Source organism: Ferruginibacter sp. HRS2-29 (genome assembly GCF_024343615.1).
Classification (GTDB): Bacteria; Bacteroidota; Bacteroidia; order Chitinophagales; family Chitinophagaceae; genus Ferruginibacter.
This window is the reverse complement of the sequence record NZ_RJUB01000126.1, coordinates 62,397-85,247: the sequence shown is the minus strand read 5'-3', so window position 1 is coordinate 85,247 and position 22,851 is coordinate 62,397. Positions and strand designations below refer to the sequence as shown.

Genomic DNA, 22,851 nt, shown 5'->3' with positions numbered 1-22,851 from the left:
CCTAAAACAACGCTGTTTTAACGTGGAAAAACGGCTTATTTTCAGTACTTTCGCCACCTAGAAAATTATATGGAAAATAACGAAATCAATGACGAAGCTAACCTCAACAACCGGGGCAAGATAATACCGGTTAATATCGAGGAGCAAATGAAAACTTTTTACATCGATTACTCCATGAGCGTGATCGTTGGCCGTGCACTTCCGGATGTACGTGATGGGTTCAAACCCGTTCACCGCCGTGTCTTGTTTGGTATGATGGAACTGGCCAATTACAGTAACAGGCCTTATAAAAAATCTGCCCGTATCGTAGGGGAAGTAATGGGTAAATATCACCCGCATGGTGATTCATCCATTTATTTTACCATGGTACGTATGGCGCAGGAATGGGCGATGCGGTACACACTTATCGATGGCCAGGGTAACTTCGGTAGCCAGGATGGTGATATGCCGGCTGCCATGCGTTATACGGAAGTACGTATGCAGAAGTTCGCTGAAGCGATGATCGAGGATATCGATAAGGATACGGTGGATTATCAGCTCAATTTCGATGATTCGTTGAAAGAGCCAACAGTACTGCCAACCCGTGTTCCGCAATTACTTGTAAACGGAAGCAGCGGTATCGCGGTAGGGATGGCCACTAACATGATGCCCCACAACCTCAGTGAGGTGATTGATGGCTGTATCGCCTATATCGACAATAACGATATCGAACTCGAAGAACTGATCAAATATATAAAGGCTCCGGATTTTCCTACAGGCGGTGTTATTTACGGCTACGAGGGCGTTAAACAGGCATTGCTTACCGGCCGAGGCAGGGTAGTATTGCGGGGCAAAACTACCATTGAAACCGATGCACGTGGTAAAGAAAAGATCGTCATCACCGAGATACCTTACCAGGTGAACCGTGATCAGCTGACGCAAAAGATCGGCGACCTGATCAACGATAAAGTGATTGATGGCATCAGCGACGTAAACAATGAAAGTAATAATAAAGAAGGAACAAGGATTGTTGTAGAGCTTCGTAAAGATGCTGTAGCGCAGGTAGTAGTGAACCAGTTGTTCAAACATTCCGAGCTGCAGACATCTTTCGGTATCAACAATGTGGCGCTGGTAAAAGGCCGCCCGAAGATCCTGAACATAAAAGAACTCATCTCCGAATTCATCGAATTCAGGCATGAAGTCGTGGTTCGTCGTACGAAGTTTGAATTGAAGAAAGCGGAAGAGCGTGCACACATCCTCGAAGGATATATCATCGCGTTGGATAACCTGGATGCTGTGATCCAACTCATCCGCGAAAGCGCCACTCCAACCATCGCACACGAAGGGTTGATGAGCAATTTCGGCATGAGCGAAATTCAGTCGAAAGCCGTACTGGAACTGCGTTTACAACGCCTTACCGGTATGGAGATCGATAAGATCCGTGAAGAGCATGCAGAGATCATGAAACTGATCGAACGGTTGAAAGAGATCCTTGCCAATGAAGGTCTGCGTTTCCAGATCATCAAAGATGAACTGGCTGAAGTGAAAGCGAAATTCGGTGACGAACGTAAATCTGAGATCGTATACGCAGATGATGAGATCAATATGCTGGATCTGATAGAAGAAGAAGATGTGGTGGTAACCATTTCACATCTTGGTTATATCAAACGTACTTCTGCACGTGATTACCGCCAGCAACGCCGCGGTGGCCGCGGGGCGAAGGGAAGCAGTACCCGCCAGGAAGATTTTATCGAGCATCTGTTTGTGGCAAGCACCCATCATACACTGATGATCTTTACAGAAAAAGGCCGTTGCTTCTGGCTGAAAGTTTACCAGATACCGGAAGGCGACCGCACCAGCAAAGGACGTGCATTGCAGAATATGATCCAGATAGCGCCGGACGATAAGGTTCGTGCGATCATCGATGTGAAGAATTTCGAAGACGAAGAGTACGTCAACAACCACTACATATTATTGTGTACCAAACAAGGTATCATCAATAAATCCAAGCTGAAAGATTTCAGCAGGCCAAGGCAAACGGGTATCAACGCGATCGAGATCCGTGAAGGAGATCAGCTGATAGCAGCCCGCATGACCGATGGAAACTGCGAGATCATGATGGCTGTGAAGAGTGGCCGTGCGATCCGTTTCCCTGAGAATAAAGTACGTGCTACAGGCCGCGGCGGTATCGGCGTTTACGGTATCGAAGTGGATGAAAAAAATGATGAAGTAGTGGGTATGATCACGGTGAATACGGAAGATAAAACCAGGACAGTTCTGGTAGTGAGTGAAAAAGGTTACGGAAAACGTACTTTCCTCGATGATCCGGAAACGGGTGAAGCAAACTACCGTATCACCAATCGTGGTGGTAAAGGGGTGCGTACCATTAAGATCACTGACAAGACGGGTGGGCTCGTTGGCCTGCTGGACGTAACTGAACAGGAAGATCTGATGATCACCTGCGAAAGTGGTATTACCATCCGCATGGCGGTGAAAGCCATCAGCGAGCAAAGTCGCGCTACACAAGGGGTTCGCCTGATAAAAGTAGACGAAGGGGATTCTATCGCGGCTATTACCAAACTGGATGAACAGGAGGAAGAAGAAATAGAGGAAGCAGTAGTGGTAGCAGAAGATGGTACATTGACTACCGAAACTGTAGTACCGGCGCCTGAAGGTTTGGAAGATGCTGATGAAGCAACTGATCAAATTGAAGACGAAGATGATGCAGAAGATACAGAAGAAAAAACAGAAGAATAATTATAGTGTGAGCACTAAATTGAGAATGGCTGCCTGTGAAGGCGGCCATTTTTTGTTTAAACCACAGAGAACCGGAGAACTCAGAGTTTCCAGAGAAAGAAAATAAGCTTTTTTACTCTGTGCCCTCCAATCCTCTGTGGTTCACCTTAATTCGCTTCTAACAGCTGGTTAGTTTCTTCCCGGTTATTCTTTTTGAACTCCAGTTTCCCGAACTTCCACGTGAAGTTTATACCGATCGATCTGAAAGGTATCTGACGCAGCCTTACCGCATCATACCCGGGCCCGAAAAGGCGTGTACGCTGATCAACATATTTTGCAAAGAAATTATTGGCAGTAAGGGCAATGCTGCCATTCTTGTTCCAGAATTGTTTGCGCATCGCGAAAGTATAGGATATGAATGCCGGATTAGTGCCCTGTGCTTCTCTTCTGCGTGAGTTGAAATTCTGGAAATATTCAGCCACAAGGGTAGGGGCAAACTGGTAAGTAACGTTGAGGTTGATCCTGCAAAAATAACTTTTAGCGTCAAAGCCTTCATCGATCACGTTGATCGTATGCCTCCTGAAAATGAAAAAATTCCCCCGCAATCCGAGCTTTGAAGTAGGGTGCATATCACCGAAAAAATTCGCACCGAAATCTTTTTCCGTCCCGATATTCTGATCTGTGGTAACAGACACATTCGTGTAAACGCTGTCGCCAACGGTGTAAGAAGGATAGTAGAGAGCGTAAGACTGGATATCGTTTTCATTGACACGGTAAAACATACCGATGCCTGCAGAACCTTTTTTACCAAAATCAATATTGTAGTTCAATGCCAGTCGCTTGCTGGTTTCGGGTACGAGACCGGGATTGCCGGTTGAAAGATTTTTTGGATCGGTGGTATTCACAAATGGATTCAGCTCATTGTAATCCGGGCGCTCGATCCTTTTTGAATAACTTAAGGTCAGCGACTGGTGATCGTCCAGTTTTTTATTCAAATAAAATGAAGGCACAAATGTGTTGTAGCCCGGTACATTTTGTTGCTGCTGCGCATTGGAGAAAAATGCATCTGTTTCCGTGCGTTCATAACGTCCGCCTGCTTTTCCGGCGATGCCCGCAAAAAGTGGAAAGCTCAGTTCCGCGTAAGCGGCATATACCTTTTGATGGTAACGCAGGCTGCTGGATAAGGAATTATCAGGAGTATATTTTTTCGATACGTCGTCATATTTCAATGCCGATGAACTGCTGTTAATGTCGTCGATGCTGAGTTTTACGCCGGTGCCCAATACAAGATCTTCGCTGACAGGCTCGGTGTAATCTGCCGATAATTGTGTGGAAACCGTTTTACCGGGGTTATTACTTTCTGTACCAGTACTCAATACTGATTGGGGATAAGCGTATTGTTCATTGGAAGTGATCGTACGGCCATTGCCGATGCTGCTGTTCACTTCAAGGTCAAGTTCACGCCCGTCTTTTGGAAAGGTACGTTTGTAATTAAAGCTGAGATCGGTGTTATGAAATTTCGGCCGGGCCAGGCTGTTTATTTGTGTAAACACAGGAGCCGGGCCACCATTTTTATCTACATCCAGTTGCTGAAAGGTGGAGCCCTTTCCTTTGCTCCCAAATTCATTGTAACTCACAGCGCCGGAGAAGCTATTGTATTTTTTTACCGTCCAGTCGAAGCCGATACCTGACTGGTATCCATGCCGCTGAAACCTGCTGCGGCCGTCCTGTTCAAGATAATCGATGGTAGTACCATTCGCGGTATTCCTTTCAGAATGAAACAGTACCGTTGCGGGTAATCTTGCACTGCCGCTGACAAAAGCGTTCATGCCGAAATTATTGTTGCGCACATTGAAATTGAATGAACCGTTCTGCTGTAATGTTCCTGCCGTCAACGAGAGGTTCCCATTGTAACCCTTTGTTTTACTGGCTTTGAGAATGATATTGATGATGCCACCCATTCCCTGTGCATCGTATCTGGCACCGGGATTGCTGATGACTTCAATGCTTTTTATCTGGCTTGCAGGAATGGATTGTAATACATCCGCGATGCTGCTTCCGAAGGCTGTGGAAGGTTTGCCATTGATGAGGAAACGTACCCCGCCACTGCCGGCAAGCTGCACATTACCGTCCACATCCACGGATACCTGCGGCACTTTCTTCAACACATCTGAAGCGGTACCGGTCTGCGAACTGATATCTTTTTCCGCATTGAATACCATACGGTCAATTTTATGCTCTATCACTTTTGCCTGAGCCGTTACAACAACAGCATCCATGGTTTTTCCGCTGCTGCGCAACGAAAATGTTCCAAGGTCGCGGGATTTATCTGTGCCGGCGATCACAAGATCATGTATGGAGAAAGGTTGATGGCCGATACTTTCTATCAGCAAAGTGAAAGTTCCTTCCGCGGCATCATCCAGGGAAAACTTTCCGGTCGCGTCTGTGATCGTGCCTGTCAGCGGCTTTGCTATTCCTATGGGCAATAGGGTGATCGTTGCAAACTCCACAGGGCGGCGGCTGGACGAATCGATCACCGTTCCTTGTATGATAAACTTTTTTTGACCTTGAGAATTAGCAATGCCTGAAATACAGAGGCAGGCGAGGAGTAACACGAGGATTTTCATTCAGTGATAAAATTTACGAAGGCAAATGTCAGCGTAAAAATTGTAGGAAAACTGAAGAGGAAGAAAATTTTATTACCGTTCATCAAATAATGATCGCTGATTTTAAAAGGATGAATGGATGACGCAGATTATTTTGCTACGCAAAATGAAAATGCAGTTTGTAAAATTTTGAATTCTTTACAAAGTTCAGCATTTTATAAACTGCATTCAGCTTTCCTGCTTTGCAGGAAAGAATCAGCGTAATCACCCAATCTTTTTTAATCAGCAATCACTTTTTGCATCAGTACTTATCTGCAAATTCTTTTGCAAAATCTTCCAGTTTGATTTGCCCGGTTACAGGGGCGCCTTTCGCAAAAAAATCTGCCGCAATGTTTCCGTTCCGCAAACCTTGTCCCATCTCGGTATACAAACCTGCGATCTCGTGGGGCAAGCCGGCTTTCAACATACCATCCAGCGATTGTTCGTCGGTGAATTCCACCCAGGGTAATCCATCTTTGCCGATCGCTTGTCCGAATACTTTGGCCGCATCGGCAGGAGTGCGGAGGTCGCTTATTATATAACGTACATTTTTTCCTGCAGATGGGTTCACCAGTTCATCGGCAGCAGCGGCTGCAATATCAGCAGGATGCACCAGGGGCATTTTCGTTTCCGCCGGGTAATTGGCGCCTATGATCCCCAAACCTTTGATCAACGGAACATCATTGTAATAATTGGTATAAAAAAATCCCGCCCGCAGGAAAGTCACTGAAACCCCTTCCAGGTCATTGTACAATTTTTCTATCTGGTGAATGGAAGCGATAGGGCCGTTTCCGCCGGGAAGATGGGCGCCGATGCTGCTGAGCATTACTACGTGTTTCACACCCGAATTGAGAATCGCTTCTGAAAAAGATTTACCCGCGTTAACCGTGTTTTCAATCACGTTGGAGCCGCCCATGTTTGGCGGGGTCATGGCAAATACTGCATCTGCACCGGTCAATACCTGTGTCAGAAATGCGGCGTCGCTCACGGATCCGATTGCCGGAACAGCGCCAAGCGCTTCAATAGCTGGTTTCCGGTCAGCAGAGCTGGAAATTACCGTCACCTTATGTCCGGCTTGTACTAATTTGTTTGTCAATGGTTTACCTACGTTACCTAAAGAACCTGAAATGATGATGTTCATTTTTTTATTTTTTAATTGTTGGGCAACAAAGGTATATTTGTACATACTTTTATACAAGTACTTACCCTAAAGTATGTATCATGACAGCTATCAAGGAACAATCGACCATCCAGGAAAACAAACGGTATGCGCTGGCGCAATGCCCGGTGACTTATGTGATGGAAAGGATCGGCGGTTATTGGAAACCGATCATCATTTATCATCTCGCCAAAGGAGAAAAGCGTTACAGTGAACTGAAACGGAATATTCCGGCTGTGACAGAAAAAATGCTGATCCAGCATTTAAAGCAACTGGAAAACGACGGGATCATCATCCGGGAGGCAAAGCCCGTGGTGCCGCCGCATGTGACTTACAAACTCAGCGAATCCGGTAAGAAATTATATAAGGTGGTAGATGCTATGGCCATTTGGGCGATCGGGGAATTGAGTGGAGTAAAGGAGTATGAGATGTAGGAAACGTGTTTCTAAACTAATTATCCAAAAAGTGGTTGATATTTCTTTAAACCACTACTTAACATAATATTAATTATAGGTTTCAAATATGATTTAGTTGCAATAAGCAGTTTATTGTAAACAATTGTAAATTAGCAACATATTAGACAAACCGCAAACCCAACGCACATGGCAAAACTCAACCTATCTGAAATCAGCGATCAGGAACTTCTCCGTAATGAAAAGTTGTTGAAAACATTGATCCCGGTTTTTATTACGGCGCTGGTGATATTATTTGTTTCTTCCATTTTCCTCGGCTTACGAAAAGGTTTCTCCGCATTGTCGGTAGTACCGGTTGCGTTGTTGCCGGTTTTGATCATAAACATCAAAAGCCGCCAGGAGATCCGGAAAGAGATCAAGGCAAGAAATTTATGAAACCCCGATTTTTTACTTCTCAGCAAAGCCTTCGTTCCTGGTTAAAAAAAATCACCGGCAAACCAGAACCATTTGAGCGCTAATGTGACTTGCTTGCACTTTAAGGGAATGTTATAACTGATAAAATGAAACCCACACTTGTATTATCTGCATTGTTATTGGTAATGGTATCATCCTGCAACCACCGCGATACGGCAATAAAATGAAGAGAAATGACCAAAGAAGAAAAACTACATTTCAGCAATGGCTACTCCGACGTAAACGGATTGAAAATGTATTACGAAATTTATGGAGAAGGCAAACCACTTGTGCTGATTCACGGAGGGGGTTCTACCATACAGTCGAATTTTGAGAAAGCAATTCCTCTGTTTGCAAAAAACAGGAAAGTGATAGCCGTTGAATTGCAGGCGCATGGCCGCACAAGCGACAGGAATAAAGGTTCTTCCTTCGAACAGGATGCCGATGACGTGACTACCCTCCTCAAAAATTTAAACATTGCCAAAGCTGATTTTTTCGGTTTCAGCAATGGTGGTACAACCACGATCCAGATCGCCATCCGTCACCCGGAGATGGTGAACAGGATCATTCTGGGTTCCGCATTAGCCAAACGCAATGGTGTACCCCCATGGTTCTGGGATTTCATGAAAGAGGCAAAACTGGAAAATATGCCGCCACAATTGAAGGCCTCCTATTTAAAAGTAGCGCCCGATTCGAATGGCCTGCAGGTGATGCACGACAGGGATGCCAAGCGTATGGTTGATTTTAAAGACATTCCCGATGAACAGCTGGCTTCCATCAAGGTTCCCGCTTTGATCATCAATGCAGATAAAGATGTGATCACGATCGAACATGCCATAGAGTTGCATAAAAAGATCGTCCATTCCGAATTAGCCATCATTCCCGGTGCTCATGGAGAATACATCGGTGAGATCACTACTATCAAACCGGATTTTAAAGAAAGTGAACTGGCAGTGCCGATGATTGAGAAATTTTTGAACCAGAAGAACTGATGACTGAATTTTATAACAACAACCAGTACTTTTTAAAGTCTTTTACAATCCTTACACAAGCCATCATCATTTAGAGAACTATAGACTCTGCTACATCAGCCCTGTAGTCTTCTCCCGGATAGAATACCCTACCCACAATTCCCTTTTGCAAAATTGCTCCCACTGCGTTATTTTTATACAACATCTCAAAATCAATCTTCATGGGAGAGCAAAAAAATGAATCAGCTGACCTGGCCCCTAAAGTGACCGGCATCGGCGGTATTTTCTTTTATTCAGATGATCTACAGAAAACAAAAGACTGGTATACACAAAACCTGGGAATAGAAATCAATGCCTGGGGATCGTCAAGTTTTGATTCCAGGAACATCGATAAACCCGAAGAAGTGAACACCCTGCAATGGAGCCCGTTCAAAAAAGACAGCGATCATTTTGCTCCTTCCCAAAAAGAGTTCATGATCAATTACCGCGTACAAAACCTGGATGCATTATTGAGCAGGCTCAAAGAAAACGGCGTTTCCATACTGGATGATGTCGCTACCTACGACTTTGGAAAATTCGTACACATCATGGATGCCGAAGGCAACAAGATCGAACTGTGGGAACCGGCGGAATAAAGTTTGCTTCTTAAATCCATTCACCAAAATCTTTACCCATGCACGAAGATACTTTGGCCTACAACGATCACCAGTCCGGTGACGAACAGCTCATCTGCCGGGAACTGGCCGGATTGATCGATAAAAATCTAAAAGCTGCGGAGAACAAAGTATGGCATGCGCATCCTGTGTGGTTCCTGGATGGCAATCCTGTGGTCGGTTATGCCAAACGTAAATGCGGCATCAACCTGCTTTTCTGGAGCGGGCAATCTTTTGACGAACCTGGATTAAAGCATGAAGGAAAATTCAAAGCGGCTGAGATCTGTTATTCTGCTTTATCTCAGATCAATAAAACCGATCTCAAACGCTGGCTTAAAAAATCTGCAGCCATACAATGGGATTATAAAAATATAGTAAAGAGAAAAGGTGTGCTCGAAAGGTTGGTCTGACTGATATTCAGTGAAGAACCCATAAATCGTTTTCGCCATGAAAGTGTCTGCCGCTATTTTTTTTATCATTTGCTCCTGCTCTTCCGGATGCACCATTCCCTGTAATATTTAATACTTCCCGGCTGACAACTTCATGTGCTACATCAATGCCCGGCTTTTTTGATCATCGCATAAATAAACCCGATAATGATCGTAACTATTACTGTGGAAATGAAAAAGAGCAGTATCCCTATAATATAACTCGACAATCCTCTAAAGAACCCGCCAACACTACGTTGCTGGAAAAACTGCATATATACCCCGATGTGATAACTTATCGAGATCACACTGATAGTGATGCTGAAAAAACGGATGACATTAAAATCCGTACCGGTAATGAAGAGGAACAACATCAGGATCATACTGATCAGGGTTGTCTGGGCGGTGATGAATGTATGCAGGGTAAGATGTTCAGCATAATTGAGTTTATATTTTCGATACACCCAGAAGGTCGCCAGCGACATAAACGGTAGTTGCAGGAGGATCATAATGTTATAATACTTACTCTGGAGATATGATATCTGCTGCATCATAGCCGTCTGCTTCGTATTGGCAGGATCGGTCATGGCCATGATCTTCATCGCATTTTCCATGAAATGAGAATTGACCACTACAAACGTGGCGATGGTTCCGATGATAAGCAGGTATTGAAAAGGCATAAAATAACGTTTACGCTTTTCTTCTATGATGTACTCCCGCGCTACGTTTCCCGGCGCTTTGAAAAGGCCCAGCATCAGATGAAAAAATCCTTTATCGGCATGCGTGAATGCATGTGTGATATCATGAAACAAATGCCCCATCGTGATCCGGTGCGCCATCTTTTGCCCGCATCTATTGCAGTAATCCCCTGAGAAATGATTGTCGCAGTTGCGGCAGGTATGCTTGTCCATTAAGTAGTTAGTTTGTTAGTAAGCAGCAAATTAATTAATAATTAATAATGAATAATTAATAATTATTGCCCTTGGGGGCGTGATTTTTTGGTATTGTTTGACCGTTAATCCTAAAGAATTATTCATTATTAATTATTCACTATTAATTAAACTAGCTTTGCAGCATGAACGAAACAAACAACAGCGCTTATTTAAGCAAGCTGAATATAAAGTCGCTGAATGATATGCAGGAAGCGGCGATCAAAACCGCGGCTGAAAAGAACGACATCATCCTGCTTTCTGCTACCGGCTCCGGCAAAACACTGGCTTTCCTGTTGCCAATGCTTGCTACGCTGAAAGAAGATATTAAACTCGTGCAGGCGCTGATCCTGGTGCCGAGCCGCGAACTGGCGCTACAGATCGAGAGCGTGCTGAAGCAGATGCAAACCGGTTATAAAGTGCTTTCCTGCTATGGCGGGCACAAAAGGGAAATTGAAGAAAACAGCCTCGTGGAACCACCAGCCATCATCATAGCTACGGCCGGCCGTATGGCAGATCATATCCGCAGAAATAATGTAGACCTGAAAGAGATCCAATACCTGATCCTGGACGAATTTGATAAATCGCTTGAGTTGGGTTTCCTGGAAGAAATGAAATTCATCATCGAATCGCTGCCAGCGGTAAAAAAACGCATGCTCACTTCAGCAACATTCGCCGAAAGCATTCCTGATTTTGTGAAAATGAATGAACCGGAAATGCTGAATTTTCTTCCGGAAGAAGCTGTTTCGTCGGAGATATTGCGCATCAAAACTGTATTATCGCCCGATAAAGACAAACTGGAAACACTGCTGCAATTGATTTGTTATGCCAATAATACCTCCACCATCGTTTTCTGCAATCACCGCGAAGCGGTGGAACGTGTGAGCAATTTCCTCAGCGATCAGGGCCTGGTAAATGTATTTTATCATGGCGGTATGGAGCAACGCGACCGAGAAGTAGCCCTTACGAAATTCAGGAATACCAGTTCCAACATCCTTATCACCACCGATCTTGCCAGCCGCGGACTCGACATCGCCGACATCCGCAACATCGTGCATTATCACCTTCCATTGGAGGAGGCATCTTTCACTCACCGCAACGGCCGTACTGCCCGCATGGGCACTACGGGTAACGTATACGTGATCCATTCGGAAGATGAAAAAATGCCCGCTTACCTCACGGAAAATGCAGAAGAATTCGTGATGCCCGACAGGCTGCCGATACCTGAAAAGCCCAAGTGGAGCACGCTTTTCATTGATGCAGGTAAAAAAGACAAGATCAATAAGATTGACATCGTAGGGTTCCTTTCACAAAAAGGTATGCTGAAAAAAGATGAGATCGGGTTGATAGAAGTGAAAGATTTTATGGCTTTCGCTGCTGTACGCAAATCTAAAGTGGGGAATGTATTGGAGCTGATCAAGAACGAAAAACTCAAAGGAAAGAAGATAAAGATCGCCGTAGCCAAGTAATTACGAATTAGTAATTACGAATGATGCGGAGAGCGAAGCGAATGGGATCACAGATTTCAACTGATGAAGGGATTACACAGATTATTTCCTGCTTCGCAGAAAATTGAAATGCAGTTTATAAGTACCGCAACTTTTAAATCAAAGTCAAGGTCTTATAAACTGCATTTTTATTTTTCACGAAGTGAAAAAGCAATCTGTGCAATCCCCTTCATCAGTTGAAATCTGTGATTATCCTCTCGCTTCAATCACATTCGTAATTCGTAATTCGTAATTATTAATTGATCATTGTTCTCATCATCGGCCCGCCCGGCACTGCATTATTTCCTCCGCTTCCCGTACCCGTGAATTTATTGAACCTGAATACAAAACTGAGCATGTAATACCTCCCCAGCCTGTTAGTACGTGTATCGGTGAAACCCGTACCAGTCACAGTTCTTGTTACACTGGTGTTTTCGTTCAACATATCGTATGCGTTCAACTTTATGGAAGCATTGTATTTTTTAGAGATCAATTTTTCTATACTGCTGTTGATGATGAATGGATTTGCAGTAACGTTGTCTGCATAACCATCATTGATCGATTTGTCGAGGTCGTAAGCGATCGTGATATCTTTCGGCAGAAATATGCGGGAGTAATGAGTAAGACTCCAGGCTTTGGTATTTGAATTCAACCGCTTGTTGAGTGAATATTTAGCGTTATTCAACGTGAAGTTGGCGCCGGCGCTGGTTTCCAGCCATTTTTTAATGGTGATGGTGGTAGAGAAACGTTGCCCGACAATCCAGTTCTGCCCGGTATTTTTGGCGCTTTCAACGAAAGAAATATTGTTGTTGTACATGATCGAACCTCCGTAATTGAACACATATTTCCTGTTGCGGATCGGTTTGCTGAACGCATAGAAACCGGATGCGGTGTAGTACCCATCAGTATTCAGGTACCTTGTTTCCTGCCCGATGTATTTCGGGTTGGTGGGATCGCTCACATCAAAACGCTGAAATACATTGTTGACGATCTTATCTTTTATGTAAGAAAAATTAAGGTTACCAAAGAATACATTCCCGGTAATGAAATCAAAATTATTGTAACGGATGTTCACGTTGTTGTTGAATTCCGGTTTGAGATCAGGATTACCCAGCGTGATGTATTGCGGATTGGAATAATCATACACCGGTTGCAGTTGCTGGTACGAAGGCTGCGATGTGCTTCCGTTGTAATTCACGCTGAAAGAACGGCTACGGCTGAAATTGTAAGCAAACCGGATCACCGGGTAATAGTTCACCAGGTTCTGCGAATACTTTGTGTTCGTGGATTTCGAATCACTTTTGATGGTAGCAGGCTGCACCGCAAAACCAATCGTGTAATTATATTTCTTCTGCGTGGTGCGGAAGTTTACACCGATCCTGTTGGTGATATAATCATTGTCGTAAATGTTGCTCGCCGTATCCACGAAGGTTTTGTTGCCATTCAATGGATCAACTGCAAAGTTTTCACGATCGATGCCGGTGTAACGTTTGTTATACGAATAATTGAATTCGAGGCTTTGTTTTTTATTCAATGGCTCAATGTAAGAAGCCGAAATGCCATAGTTGTGATTGTTATTATCCTGCGTTACAAACTGGTTGAGCACAGAATCTTTATACTTCACACCCAATGTATCGTAAAAACCCGTGAGGCTGGTGTAGATATCTTCGCCATCGGAGGAAGAACTGCCGCCGCTAAGGTTGAGGGATAATATCCTTCCTTTTTTATCGAAGCGGTGATTGAACAGGATCGTACCGCTGATATTCGGCGCTTTGGAAGTTGTACGGTCTGTGGTGCGGCCGTTATTGCTAAGTTTGTTATTTTGCGCATTGCTGAAGTCAGATATATAATTACTGTTCGTGGTCGTGTAATTCACTGTAGGCGTGAATTTCAGATAATTGAACGAATCGATCTTGTATTCCATGTTGAACGTAAAACGATGATTATCGGTAGTGGTATAATCATTCGTCTGTTGTTTATTAAGGATATTCGAACCCTGGAACAGTGTCTGTTGTGTAACATCCCTTTCGGTGCTGGTTTCTTTGTTGGTAAAACTGTAACTGCCATAAACAGATATTTTGCTGCCCCATTGATCGCGGTAATTCAACCCGATGGATTTGGTGGTGGCGATACCGTTACCCGTGTTGCCTGAAAAATTTGCCCCCATGCTGCGGGCCATTCCACCCATTGCCCCACCCATCGAACCGAAGTTGAAGGTACTGGCATTGGTATTATTGAGGTTGCCGAGCAGCGAGATCTGCTGCTGTCCGTTGAATTTATTTACATTAATTGAATTCGTGTAACGCCCTTCTGTACCGGCTCCCAGCGAAGCATTCCCAAAATATCCTTTGTTCTTATCTTTTTTCATCTGGATGTTCAGGGTCTTCGTCGCCTCTCCGCTTTTTACGCCGGTGAAAGCCGCCTGGTCCCCATAATCATCAATGATGTCGATCTTGTCTACCATATCCGCATTCAGGTTACGGGTTGCTGTAGTTACATCGCCACCAAAGAAATCCTTACCATTCACTTTTACTTTTGTCACCTCCTGCCCCTGCGCCGTCACTTTACCGGTTTTATTGTCCACTTCCACCCCTGGAAGTTTTTTCAGCACTTCCTCCACATTATCATTTTTGCGGTACATGGTACTATCGATCTTGTAAGAAACGGTATCTTCCTTTATCTGCACTTTGGCAGCTTCCACTACCACATTGGCAAGGGTTTGTCCCCCGGGGGTGAGTTGCAGGTCTACAATATTCTGTTCACCGGTAGCGGTAGAATAATCGTAATACCTGGCAAGCGTGTTATACCCGATAAATGACACGATGATGCCGGTATTGGCCTGTTTTACATTGGTAAACTGGAAAACGCCTTTATCGTTGGTAACCCTGCGCACACTGTCTTTGGCACCTTCATAAAAAAGTGTGACGGAAGCATTGCTTAAGGGCTTTCCATCTTCATTGCGTACCACACCACGTATGCTGATGGTTTGTGCACTGGCTGCCGAGGCAAAAAACAAAAGGAATACAAAAGGTAAAAAAGATCTCATGTTATTAAATTAATTTCTGGTTGAACGGGTATCAAATGATGCGGCAAAAATAATGGAACTCTGATCTACGAAAGTTACCGTTTATCATTTTAAAGCGCTAATGTGAAGATTATTTACCCAACGGCAGCGTCGGGAGTGGAATTTGCATATTTATTAACAGAATTGAAGATTATACCGGCAAATTTTTCGGTTTCGCCGAATAAAAAGCGGTGACGAATAGGAATTACAAAGACCGGGAAATCCAGCAGCTCGTTTTTATATTTTTCCAGGCGCACGGCATCTTTTTCTGTGGTTAAAACGATTTTCTGCTCCGACTGCAGTTTTTCAAATTGTTTTTTGATGTCTTTCAGGTCATCGGTAGAAAAAATATGATGATCCGCATACCGCAGCATATCATAACTATGCACCTGCGAAGCCAGGAATTCTTTCAATGGTTTGGGATTGGCGATCCCGCAAACGAGCAGGCAATCGGTATTACCATCCATCTGCACCGGCGCTTTGCTGAACAGGTGATAAGGTTGTGAGTAAACGATCTCCGTAAAAAATACCGATTGGTTCGCCAATGGTTTTATCTCTGCAATGAGCGCTTTTCTTTCTTCTTCCGAAAGCCCGGGTTTGCATTTGGTCACCACGATCACATCCGCCCTGCGGGCACTTTTTTTCACATCACGCAGGTCGCCCGCAGGCACCATCAGGTCGCGGGTGTAGAGGTTTTTATATTCGGTCAGCAATATGTTCAACCCGGCTTTTACTGTACGATGCTGGAAAGCATCGTCGAGAATGATCACCTCCGTTTCCGGCCGGTCGTGCAGCAACTGCGGTATCGCCACCAGCCTCTCCTCTCCTACCGCCACCGTGAGCTTTGGAAATTTCTGATGGAACTGCATCGGCTCATCACCGATATCGAGCGCTGTGGTGGCATCGCTGGCGATGGCAAACCCTTTTGTCTTACGTTTGTATCCTCGGCTAAGCGTTGCCGTTATATATTTATCCTGCAGCAATTCCACCAGGTATTCGGTCATGGGTGTTTTGCCTGTTCCACCAGTAGCCAGGTTTCCCACGCAGATGATGGGAAAATTAAAAGAAGCCGATTTGAGGATGTTCTTGTCAAACATCCAGTTGCGCAGCCACACCACCGCACCATAAATAAGTGCAAAAGGGAAAAGCAGGTATCTGAAACTTTTAAGCAAACGTATCTGGTTTTTTAAAATTCATAAATAGTTTCCGGGGTGATGCAGAAATCCAGCGGCACATCCCATTCATCGGTATCATCAATCGGCTGTTCCGCTTCAAAAAAACTGAAGCCGATCCTGATCACATCTTCGCGGCAGCGTTTCAGGAAACGGTCGTAGTAGCCTTTTCCGTAACCCACCCGATGCCCGTTTACATCAAATGCCAGCATGGGGACGATCACCAGGTCAATTTCGCCGACAGGCATCTCTTCGCCGCTCTCCGGTTCGCCGATGCCATACCTGTTTTTTACAAAAATACTGTCTTCCTCCACAATAACCGCACGCATATCATTGCTATCGCCGTCCACCACCGAATAACTCAATACCTGGTCGGGATTTTTGAAAAGGCAATAATCGGTGATCAGCTGCGGATCAAACTCGTTGAATTTTCCAAAAGGCGCATAGGTCATGATATTCGCGGGGATCTCAATATTGAGCCGCTGAAACTGTATGAGAATTATATCCTCCAGCTTGTTTTTTTGCTGCGAAGTGATGGAGAGGCGCTTTTGTTTGTATGATATGCGGAGTTCGTTTTTTGTCATATTGGTTGTTGAACCACAGAGAAACAGAGGACACGGAGTAACACGGAGGCTGAAAAAATATACTCTGTGTCTCTGTGGTTCTATTCGTTTATGAAGACAGAAAATATCGTGGTGCCGTAATTCCTCTCCGACCGGTAAAAAGGGAATTTTTTATAATCGTTCCTCGGTGTATGCTCCAGCACAAACCATCCGCCTTTTGTCAGCAGATTTTTTTCAAACACCATTTTCGGCAGGTCATCGATGGTGGTAAGCGCATACGGCGGGCCGGCAAAGATGAAATCGTATTGCTGGTTGGTACTTTCCATGAACTTGAACACATCTGATTTTACGAGCTTGAAATTCTCGAGCTTCAGCATTTCAGCCGTGTTTTTGATGAAATCGTACATCTTATTGTCTTTCTCCACGATGGTGAGATCGGGCGCCCCCCTGCTGGCCAGTTCGTAACTGATGCAGCCGGTGCCGCCAAAAAGATCCAGCGTTTTCAATTCATCTATTTCCAGGTTGTTCTGCAAAATATTGAAAAGCCCTTCCTTAGCTATATCCGTGGTAGGCCTGGTATGAGGCATGTTTGCAGGCGGGTTAATTCTTCTGCCACCATGTATGCCGCTGATTATTCGCATGCAGCCAGTGAGATTAAATGTTGAAAATAATGTGGGGGAAATTCTTCAAACCCTGCTGATAAGGTGACACTCTCCGGCAAAGGACTGAATTCTACCTGTAAAAAATAATTATATAACTCTTTGTAAAGCGCTGACTTTCCGTCTATCATGCCGCTTAATGCTAATTGAACATCCTCCGGCTGAAGTTCAAATTCCCGGCAGGTATGAAGTAATTGATATACGATGTCGATGGCCGTAGTGTAAGAAAAATGACGGGCTATCTGTAGCCTGCCGTCCTTCAGCAGCAGCATATTTACCGATTGCTGGTAAATGATGCAATGCAGCCTGGCCCCTTCCACCGGTACCTGCGGTATCAGCAATGTATTGACATGGCCCGAAACGGAGAACGGAAAGAACTCCCGCAGCGCATCCACGATTGATCTGTTAACACGGTAAATATTCACCATATCCTTTCCCTTCACCTGCTCATCCGATACAGCCGCATCTTTATCACTTCCAAATATCAACGCCAGTATTTCTTCCTTCACAAACGGGTTGTGAAAGCTGGAAGGAACCAGCGTAGCTTCTTTTACATTATATAAGATACGGGTAGAATGGAAACTTTGTTTTAAAAGAGGCTCATCCGCCAGCAATGTTTTGAGATCGGCCGCCACCTGTGTTGCATCCTGAACCCCTTCTAGCTGGTATGCCAGCAACCCCTCCCCCCGGAACGGCGACCTCGTATACAAAAGAAACGAAATATTTTCGGTTCCGGCTTCTACCAGCAGGTGCTGCGGCCGGCTGATTTCTTCCGTTGGCAATATTTTAAAAGCGGTCTTCAAATAATTAATTTTGGGTCGCAAAATAAGATTTATTTTGCTGACTTTATGGAAACAGCGGTATCAAACAATAATTTAAAAGTTGAGGTCAACAACCGGCAGATACTCTCTATCGCCCTGCCGATCACGCTGGCCATTCTTATTCCACAGCTCAACCTGCTTATTAACAGCATATTCCTGGGGCGTGTAAGCGAAGAAGCGCTCGGCAGCGCAGGTATCACCGGGGTATTTTACCTCATTTTCGCGGTAGCGGGCAATGGGTTGAATAATGCCATGCAGACTGTTTTTTCAAAATATGCTGGTGCCGATAAACCAGATGCTTTCAAAACCATCCTTACCCAGGGCATACGCATCAGCCTTCAATTTGCGGTGGTATGCATCATTTTCACCTGGCTGATAGCGCCTTTCATCATGCAGGCGGCATCAGATCCTGCCAATTATCCCCGCGAAATGGGTTTCCTGCGCATCCGTATTTTCGGCCTGCCGTTCCTGTACCTCTTCCAGATGGGCAACGCGTTCCTGGTGGCTTCGCTCAACAGCCGCTACCTGATGATCGGGTTCATCGCCGAAGCATTGGTGAACATATTGTTCGATTACCTGCTCATTTTTGGTAAGGCCGGTTTCCCCCAAATGGGTTTCAATGGCGCCGCGGTGGCTTCCGTAATGGCCGAATTCGCCGGGTTCATCACGGTACTGATCGTACTCAATAGTACAGGGCTGAAGAAAAAATACGGCCTATTAAAAACATTCATTTTCGATAAGGTCATCAGTAAGGAAGTATTGAAAGTATCGCTGCCGCTGGTTTTGCAATACCTGATCAGTGTAAGTACCTGGCTGGTATTCTTTCTGCTGATCGCCTCAAAGGGCGATGATTCCAAAGCGATCAGTAATATCATGCGCAATGTATTCGGACTTGCAGGGGTATTCGTGTGGTCGTTTGCCAGCACTTCCAATACCATGGTGGGGAACCTCATGGGACAAAAACGCGAAGACCTCGTCCTGCCTGCCATCACCCGCATCACCTGCTGGAGTTTTCTTTTCGGCGCTGTGATCTGCGGCTGCCTGAACCTTTTCCCTGAATTATTTTTCCGTTTATTCGGACAGGATGAAAATTTTGTGCAGCAGGGCATCCCGGTGATCCGTGTGGTTACGCTGGGCATTTTGTTCCTGAGCATCGCCAATGTGTGGCTCAATGGCGTAACAGGTACCGGCAAGACAAGGATGAACCTGGCGATAGAGATTGTGGCTATCTCGCTCTACATGGGATATACCTGGTATTTCACCAAGCTGCATTACGTTTCGCTGGCAATGGCATGGAGCAATGAATTTGTGTACTGGACGGCCATCTTCCTCATGGCATTCTTATATTTGAAAAGCGGGAGATGGAAAACAAAGCCTGCCACTTAAACGATATCGATGAATCATTTTAAGATTATTTTTTGCTTACTGTTCTCACTTACTATGTCGGGGAATTCGTATGCCCAGCAAAGCCTTAGCGGCACATGGACAGCAGTGTCGCTCACCGTGTCCGACCAGGTTTATATTGACATGGAAAAAGATTCGATCCATATCGAAATGAGCTTTATTAAAATATATGGTCGAAAAGATATAAAGGATAGTGCCGGTTTAAGACGTGCGTTGCTAAAGGATTTCAGCAAACTTGTTTTCACTATCGATAAAGAAGGTAGTATTTACGAAAATTCGGAACATGAAAAAATGGGTCACTACAATGCTTCGGATAATACGATCACCTTTATTGATAACACCAGGAAAAAAGAAAAGACCCTTCCGGTAGAAATGAAGGATGGATTGCTGAAATTTGTTTCGCCGGTGGCGGAAGACAAGGTGGTATTGTGGTGCAGGAAAACCAACTGAGCATTAAGCATGTCGTTCTCAATTAATCAATGATAAAAACAACTACAATGATAAAAATGATCAAAGTCAGCCTGGTAATTGCTGCACTCCTCTTTTGTTCAGCAGCCTGCTTTGCACAGGCAAAACTCGAAGGTTCCTGGAAACCGGCAAAAGTGGAGATAGGCAACCTGATGTATATAGATGTAGATAAGGATTCTGTATTTTTTTCGGATGCCTTCATGAAAGAGCTGGACAAGGATGGTAAAATGGACAGTGCCGCCAAAGCAGGTACGGTAGACGTTTTGAAAGCTACCTTGGGAAGTGCATTCCAGAAGATCACCATCAATATCGATAAAAACGGGGGCATTTACGAAGGTGAAAAGAAGGAGAATATCGGTCAATATGATGCCACTAAAAACCTGATCACTTTTACTGATAAGGATACAAAAAAATCTATAACAGGGCCTGTTGAGATCAAGGATGGATTGCTGAAAGTGATCATGCCATCTGACGAAGAGCAACTGGTGATCTGGTGCAGGAAAGCCAATTAATTACGAATTAAAAATTACGAATTACGAATGCCTGAGTTGTCATTCTTAATTCTTAATTCTTAACTCTTAATTTTTCATGCTGTTTTGTATGAAATTTACCATCACCAACGGACAAGGCCTGATCTCGATCGGGTTAAGCGAGATCGGAAGTTATTTTTCCTTTCGTGCTCCTTTGTCTGTGGTATGGGGCGATTGCCGCGGATCGATCGGTAAATATTTCTGCCTGCTCCCCTACGATCAAGAATACCGGAATGCTCTTCGCGATAAACTGCTCGGCCATCTCAACACTGATTTTTCTGAAAACCTGCAGGGGCTCTACGATCTGCTGAGCCCTATTTTTCCATTGTTCCAATCGGGCGAATATTATTTGTCGTTCGCCAGCATGGATTCCATAACATTGGAAATAACCGAAGCCACCGATATTGCAAAGACCGAAGAGAAGCAAAAAGAACATAAGCTGGCGATGCAGGCCAAAGACCCAACGTATTATATCAGCAATATCCTCGAATACAGCACATACAATAATTATGAGGTCGACACTTCGTTGTATGCTAAGCAACCCATGTCTTCCATCGATCAAACACGTGTACAATATTTTGAAGAAAAGATCAGCAGCGGCGAGCGTCCGCTCGTGATACTTTTCCAGAGCTCCATCGGGGATCTTTATTCGGAATATTTTGTGCTCGATGGCCATCATAAATTATTGGCGTATCAAAAACTCGGGGTCAACCCTCCCGCGGCTTTTATCACTTACGCTCCGCAAACCGAAGAAGAGCTGGAATTTGATGCTGAAAAACTGGCAACACGCTTGTTCCCCTGGCAGACAAAACATCTGCTCAGGAACTGGGACGCGAAAGATGCCTACATCGTCGAAAAATTAAAAGATCCGGAAAGCCCTTTACATGCGTTTATCCGAAACGGTTATGTGAAAGAGTACCATGAAAACGGGATGCTGAAGCATGAAGGATCTTACATCAACGATCATCCCGAAGGGGAAATAAAAGAATGGTTTGAGAACGGGAAGCTGAAGTACCGTAAATTTTTTGAGAACAGGTTACGCAAAGGAACCTGGGAAGAATATTTCCCTTCGGGAAAATTGTATTTCGTACAGCCTTTTGATGACCAGGGGCAATATCATGGCGATATCATTTCCTATTATGAAAATGGACAAAAGCGCATTTTGCAACGGTATGAAAATGGCCGGAACGCAGATGGCATAACGTATATCGGGTGGTTTGAGAATGGTGATAAAGAAGCCGAACTCACTTTTGAAAAAGGCATCATGACCGTGCGTAAGAACTGGAACATCTATGGGGAATTTGCCAATCACGAAGTATACGATCCCGAACAACACCGGTTAGTAAAAGTGGATATTCCCACACGCGAAAAATATGACCTAAGTTCCCAAAACTATCACGTACACCAGCAGGAATTGAAGGAACTTGTTCGCAGGAGAAAAAGCCATTCTCCACCTTACGATGCAAAATTTTACCTCAGGATAGCCGCACTTATACTCCTGGCAATGATGTTTTTGATGAGAGCCTGTAAATGATGATCATCTTTTGTGGATACTAAAGATCACCATGTCTGAATGATCGCCCTGCACATTGAACGTCTGGTAAATATTTTCGCAGCAAGCCTGTTCTGTAAATAATTCGGGAAAACCGGGGATGCAATAGGCTACAAAGAGCGGCTCTTTTTTCTGTTGCGCATGTTCAATGATATTCATCACCACAGCTTCCATCGTCTTTTTTCCAAAGGGGTTGAACAGGTAGATCAGGTTGACAGTGTCGGGGATCTTATAAACCGTAGCATCGTTCTTTCCCACCTGCCAGGGTACTTTGTATCCATTACGGCTCATTGTTTCGCAATTTCTTCGGGCACTTTCCGAAGCTATTCTATCGAGTTCCACACCAAACACTTCGTTTACCTGCAGCAGCATGGCCATGTTGAGCACGCGCCCGTCGCCGCAGCCGATATCGAGCAAATGTATTCCGGTAGCAGGCAGACCTGTTTTTTGAAACACTTTTTTTAAATGATAGAAGGAAGAAGCATGGTTGGGATGTGCATCGTTATGCACCGAGCGGGCATTGGTATCTTCCAGGTCGAAATTGCCATCCGGGTGCACCACGCCCATATTGCGGAACTTACGGCGGTAATAATGCTCGAAATATTTGAACTTCAAAAATTTCCATATGCCCCTGTAGTGGACTTCCCGCACAAGAGCCCCCGATTTTGCCCGTAAAGATTGAAACATATGAAAGATTTTAGTCTAAAAAATCCTTCTCATACTTCAGGGAAAATGCCGGCAAACGAACACTTGTCTGCGGTTTAC

At 44.6% G+C, this 22,851-nt stretch carries 20 protein-coding genes; 11 read left to right on the top strand and 9 right to left on the bottom strand.

Annotated features, from left to right (window positions below; all coding sequences use genetic code 11):
* The first annotated feature begins 69 nt into the window (after positions 1–69).
* Entirely contained in the window at positions 70–2,736 is a 2,667-nt protein-coding gene (gyrA, locus tag EGI32_RS13665; RefSeq protein WP_255155922.1) for a DNA gyrase subunit A, read from the top strand.
* 146 nt (positions 2,737–2,882) lie between these two features.
* On the opposite strand, the gene EGI32_RS13660 is transcribed toward gyrA, so the two are convergent.
* Positions 2,883–5,342, bottom strand: a complete 2,460-nt coding sequence (locus EGI32_RS13660) for an outer membrane beta-barrel family protein (protein WP_255155921.1) — start codon at positions 5,340–5,342, stop codon at positions 2,883–2,885.
* Between the two features lie 280 nt (positions 5,343–5,622).
* The gene (locus tag EGI32_RS13655; protein WP_255155920.1) at positions 5,623–6,501 is read right to left on the bottom strand and encodes an NmrA family NAD(P)-binding protein; all 879 of its coding nucleotides are present in this window, start codon (positions 6,499–6,501) and stop codon (positions 5,623–5,625) included.
* A gap of 80 nt (positions 6,502–6,581) precedes the next feature.
* On the opposite strand from EGI32_RS13655, the gene EGI32_RS13650 reads away from it, so the two are divergent.
* From EGI32_RS13650 to EGI32_RS13630, 5 genes are all read left to right on the top strand, one after another.
* The gene (locus EGI32_RS13650) at positions 6,582–6,953 is read left to right on the top strand and encodes a helix-turn-helix domain-containing protein (protein WP_255155919.1); all 372 of its coding nucleotides are present in this window, start codon (positions 6,582–6,584) and stop codon (positions 6,951–6,953) included.
* A 168-nt stretch (positions 6,954–7,121) separates the two neighbouring features.
* Positions 7,122–7,367, top strand: a complete 246-nt coding sequence (locus tag EGI32_RS13645; protein WP_255155918.1) for a hypothetical protein — start codon at positions 7,122–7,124, stop codon at positions 7,365–7,367.
* Positions 7,368–7,579: 212 nt separating this feature from the next.
* Positions 7,580–8,377, top strand: coding sequence for an alpha/beta fold hydrolase (locus EGI32_RS13640; RefSeq protein WP_255155917.1), 798 nt, complete (start codon positions 7,580–7,582; stop codon positions 8,375–8,377).
* 200 nt (positions 8,378–8,577) lie between these two features.
* Positions 8,578–8,991, top strand: a complete 414-nt coding sequence (locus EGI32_RS13635; protein WP_255155916.1) for a VOC family protein — start codon at positions 8,578–8,580, stop codon at positions 8,989–8,991.
* Positions 8,992–9,029: 38 nt separating this feature from the next.
* Positions 9,030–9,419: a DUF1801 domain-containing protein gene (locus EGI32_RS13630; protein ID WP_255155915.1), complete on the top strand. Its 390-nt coding sequence runs from the start codon at positions 9,030–9,032 to the stop codon at positions 9,417–9,419.
* Between the two features lie 143 nt (positions 9,420–9,562).
* Here EGI32_RS13630 and EGI32_RS13625 read toward each other — a convergent pair whose 3' ends face one another.
* Positions 9,563–10,348 carry a DUF3667 domain-containing protein gene (locus tag EGI32_RS13625; RefSeq protein ID WP_255155914.1) on the bottom strand — a complete coding sequence of 262 codons (786 nt, stop codon included), beginning with the start codon at positions 10,346–10,348 and terminating at the stop codon, positions 9,563–9,565.
* Positions 10,349–10,512: 164 nt separating this feature from the next.
* On the opposite strand from EGI32_RS13625, the gene EGI32_RS13620 reads away from it, so the two are divergent.
* Complete coding sequence (locus tag EGI32_RS13620; RefSeq protein WP_255155913.1) at positions 10,513–11,835, top strand: DEAD/DEAH box helicase; 1,323 nt, start codon at positions 10,513–10,515, stop codon at positions 11,833–11,835.
* A 274-nt stretch (positions 11,836–12,109) separates the two neighbouring features.
* Here EGI32_RS13620 and EGI32_RS13615 read toward each other — a convergent pair whose 3' ends face one another.
* The 5 genes from EGI32_RS13615 to EGI32_RS13595 all read right to left on the bottom strand — a co-directional run bounded on the left by EGI32_RS13615 (position 12,110) and on the right by EGI32_RS13595 (position 18,114).
* On the bottom strand, positions 12,110–14,899 hold the full coding sequence (locus tag EGI32_RS13615) for an outer membrane beta-barrel protein (protein WP_255155912.1): 2,790 nt from the start codon (positions 14,897–14,899) through the stop codon (positions 12,110–12,112).
* A 113-nt stretch (positions 14,900–15,012) separates the two neighbouring features.
* On the bottom strand, positions 15,013–16,089 hold the full coding sequence (gene lpxK / locus EGI32_RS13610) for a tetraacyldisaccharide 4'-kinase (protein WP_255155911.1): 1,077 nt from the start codon (positions 16,087–16,089) through the stop codon (positions 15,013–15,015).
* Positions 16,090–16,103: 14 nt separating this feature from the next.
* The gene (locus EGI32_RS13605) at positions 16,104–16,673 is read right to left on the bottom strand and encodes a 5-formyltetrahydrofolate cyclo-ligase (protein ID WP_255155910.1); all 570 of its coding nucleotides are present in this window, start codon (positions 16,671–16,673) and stop codon (positions 16,104–16,106) included.
* An 80-nt stretch (positions 16,674–16,753) separates the two neighbouring features.
* A complete protein-coding gene (locus EGI32_RS13600; RefSeq protein WP_255155909.1) occupies positions 16,754–17,293 on the bottom strand; it encodes an RsmD family RNA methyltransferase in 540 nt (179 codons plus the stop codon).
* A complete protein-coding gene (locus tag EGI32_RS13595) occupies positions 17,284–18,114 on the bottom strand; it encodes a DUF3822 family protein (RefSeq protein WP_255155908.1) in 831 nt (276 codons plus the stop codon). Before EGI32_RS13595 ends, EGI32_RS13600 begins: the two co-directional genes overlap by 10 nt.
* A gap of 45 nt (positions 18,115–18,159) precedes the next feature.
* Between EGI32_RS13595 and EGI32_RS13590 the strand changes: the two genes are divergently transcribed.
* From EGI32_RS13590 to EGI32_RS13575, 4 genes are all read left to right on the top strand, one after another.
* Entirely contained in the window at positions 18,160–19,518 is a 1,359-nt protein-coding gene (locus EGI32_RS13590) for an MATE family efflux transporter (protein WP_255155907.1), read from the top strand.
* A gap of 54 nt (positions 19,519–19,572) precedes the next feature.
* Complete coding sequence (locus EGI32_RS13585) at positions 19,573–19,986, top strand: hypothetical protein (protein WP_255155906.1); 414 nt, start codon at positions 19,573–19,575, stop codon at positions 19,984–19,986.
* A 47-nt stretch (positions 19,987–20,033) separates the two neighbouring features.
* A complete protein-coding gene (locus EGI32_RS13580; RefSeq protein WP_255155905.1) occupies positions 20,034–20,516 on the top strand; it encodes a hypothetical protein in 483 nt (160 codons plus the stop codon).
* A gap of 88 nt (positions 20,517–20,604) precedes the next feature.
* Positions 20,605–22,068, top strand: coding sequence for a toxin-antitoxin system YwqK family antitoxin (locus EGI32_RS13575; RefSeq protein WP_255155904.1), 1,464 nt, complete (start codon positions 20,605–20,607; stop codon positions 22,066–22,068).
* Positions 22,069–22,071: 3 nt separating this feature from the next.
* Here the strand turns inward: EGI32_RS13575 and EGI32_RS13570 are convergent, their stop codons facing one another.
* A complete protein-coding gene (locus EGI32_RS13570; RefSeq protein WP_255155903.1) occupies positions 22,072–22,773 on the bottom strand; it encodes a class I SAM-dependent methyltransferase in 702 nt (233 codons plus the stop codon).
* Between the last annotated feature and the right edge of the window lie 78 nt (positions 22,774–22,851).

Excerpts from the sequence above, each read along its gene's own strand:
- gyrA (WP_255155922.1), top strand. The coding sequence starts at position 70 with ATGGAAAATAACGAAATCAATGACGAAGCTAACCTCAACAACCGGGGC.
- EGI32_RS13660 (WP_255155921.1), bottom strand. The coding sequence starts at position 5,342 with ATGAAAATCCTCGTGTTACTCCTCGCCTGCCTCTGTATTTCAGGCATT.
- EGI32_RS13655 (WP_255155920.1), bottom strand. The coding sequence starts at position 6,501 with ATGAACATCATCATTTCAGGTTCTTTAGGTAACGTAGGTAAACCATTG.
- EGI32_RS13650 (WP_255155919.1), top strand. The coding sequence starts at position 6,582 with ATGACAGCTATCAAGGAACAATCGACCATCCAGGAAAACAAACGGTAT.
- EGI32_RS13645 (WP_255155918.1), top strand. The coding sequence starts at position 7,122 with ATGGCAAAACTCAACCTATCTGAAATCAGCGATCAGGAACTTCTCCGT.
- EGI32_RS13640 (WP_255155917.1), top strand. The coding sequence starts at position 7,580 with ATGACCAAAGAAGAAAAACTACATTTCAGCAATGGCTACTCCGACGTA.
- EGI32_RS13635 (WP_255155916.1), top strand. The coding sequence starts at position 8,578 with ATGGGAGAGCAAAAAAATGAATCAGCTGACCTGGCCCCTAAAGTGACC.
- EGI32_RS13630 (WP_255155915.1), top strand. The coding sequence starts at position 9,030 with ATGCACGAAGATACTTTGGCCTACAACGATCACCAGTCCGGTGACGAA.
- EGI32_RS13625 (WP_255155914.1), bottom strand. The coding sequence starts at position 10,348 with ATGGACAAGCATACCTGCCGCAACTGCGACAATCATTTCTCAGGGGAT.
- EGI32_RS13620 (WP_255155913.1), top strand. The coding sequence starts at position 10,513 with ATGAACGAAACAAACAACAGCGCTTATTTAAGCAAGCTGAATATAAAG.
- EGI32_RS13615 (WP_255155912.1), bottom strand. The coding sequence starts at position 14,899 with ATGAGATCTTTTTTACCTTTTGTATTCCTTTTGTTTTTTGCCTCGGCA.
- EGI32_RS13605 (WP_255155910.1), bottom strand. The coding sequence starts at position 16,673 with ATGACAAAAAACGAACTCCGCATATCATACAAACAAAAGCGCCTCTCC.
- EGI32_RS13600 (WP_255155909.1), bottom strand. The coding sequence starts at position 17,293 with ATGCGAATAATCAGCGGCATACATGGTGGCAGAAGAATTAACCCGCCT.
- EGI32_RS13590 (WP_255155907.1), top strand. The coding sequence starts at position 18,160 with ATGGAAACAGCGGTATCAAACAATAATTTAAAAGTTGAGGTCAACAAC.
- EGI32_RS13585 (WP_255155906.1), top strand. The coding sequence starts at position 19,573 with ATGTCGGGGAATTCGTATGCCCAGCAAAGCCTTAGCGGCACATGGACA.
- EGI32_RS13580 (WP_255155905.1), top strand. The coding sequence starts at position 20,034 with ATGATAAAAATGATCAAAGTCAGCCTGGTAATTGCTGCACTCCTCTTT.
- EGI32_RS13575 (WP_255155904.1), top strand. The coding sequence starts at position 20,605 with ATGAAATTTACCATCACCAACGGACAAGGCCTGATCTCGATCGGGTTA.
- EGI32_RS13570 (WP_255155903.1), bottom strand. The coding sequence starts at position 22,773 with ATGTTTCAATCTTTACGGGCAAAATCGGGGGCTCTTGTGCGGGAAGTC.